Source organism: Corynebacterium sp. HMSC22B11 (assembly GCF_001815965.1).
GTDB lineage: Bacteria > Actinomycetota > Actinomycetes > Mycobacteriales > Mycobacteriaceae > Corynebacterium.
This window is the reverse complement of the sequence record NZ_KV823492.1, coordinates 1-1,391: the sequence shown is the minus strand read 5'-3', so window position 1 is coordinate 1,391 and position 1,391 is coordinate 1. Positions and strand designations below refer to the sequence as shown.

At 54.1% G+C, this 1,391-nt stretch carries 1 rRNA gene; it reads right to left on the bottom strand.

What is annotated here, in order from left to right:
• Positions 1 to 1,391: ribosomal RNA gene (locus HMPREF3088_RS05040) — 23S ribosomal RNA — on the bottom strand; the annotation flags it as partial.

Sequence of the window (1,391 nt, the reverse complement as noted above, 5' to 3'; positions counted from 1 at the left end):
CAATTAGTACCAGTCACCTCCACACCTCACAGTGCTTCCAGATCTGGCCTATCAACCCCATCATCTCTAGGGAACCTCAAAAGAAACCTCATCTCGAAACAGGCTTCCCGCTTAGATGCTTTCAGCGGTTATCCCTCCCATACGTAGCCAACCAGCCATGCCACGGGCGTGACAACTGGCGCACCAGAGGTATGTCCAACCCGGTCCTCTCGTACTAGGGTCAGCCTTTCTCAAGTTTCAACGCGCGCGGCGGATAGAGACCGAACTGTCTCACGACGTTCTAAACCCAGCTCGCGTGCCGCTTTAATGGGCGAACAGCCCAACCCTTGGGACCGACTCCAGCCCCAGGATGCGACGAGCCGACATCGAGGTGCCAAACCATCCCGTCGATATGGACTCTTGGGGAAGATCAGCCTGTTATCCCCGGGGTACCTTTTATCCGTTGAGCGACACCACTTCCACAAGTAGGTGCCGGATCACTAGTCCCGACTTTCGTCCCTGCTCGACCTGTCAGTCTCACAGTCAAGCTCCCTTGTGCACTTACACTCAACACCTGATTACCAACCAGGCTGAGGGAACCTTTGGGCGCCTCCGTTACACTTTAGGAGGCAACCGCCCCAGTTAAACTACCCACCAGGCACTGTCCCTAACCCAGATCATGGGCCGAGGTTAAGATATTCAATACGATCAGAGTGGTATTTCAACAACGACTCCACACCCACTAGCGTGAGCACTTCACAGTCTCCCACCTATCCTACACAAACCGAACCGAACACCAATACCAAGCTATAGTGAAGGTCCCGGGGTCTTTTCGTCCTGCCGCGCGTAACGAGCATCTTTACTCGTACTGCAATTTCGCCGGGCCTGTGGTTGAGACAGCAGAGAAGTCGTTACGCCATTCGTGCAGGTCGGAACTTACCCGACAAGGAATTTCGCTACCTTAGGATGGTTATAGTTACCACCGCCGTTTACTGGGGCTTAAATTCTCCGCTTCGACCACAACGTGACCTAACGGGTCCTCTTAACCTTCCAGCACCGGGCAGGCGTCAGTCCGTATACATCGACTTACCCGTCTTCGCACGGACCTGTGTTTTTAGTAAACAGTCGCTTCCCTCTACTCTCTGCGACCACCACCAGCTCAACACGTCGTTCACCAGCAGTGGCCCCCCTTCTCCCGAAGTTACGGGGGCATTTTGCCGAATTCCTTAACCACAGTTCACCCGATCGCCTTAGTATTCTCTACCTGACCACCTGTGTCGGTTTACGGTACGGGCCATACATGCACTCACTAGAGGCTTTTCTCGACAGCATAGGATCACCAACATCCCCACAAACGGGTACGCATCACGCCTCACCCACAAAGCTGTACGGATTTACCAATACAGCGGGCC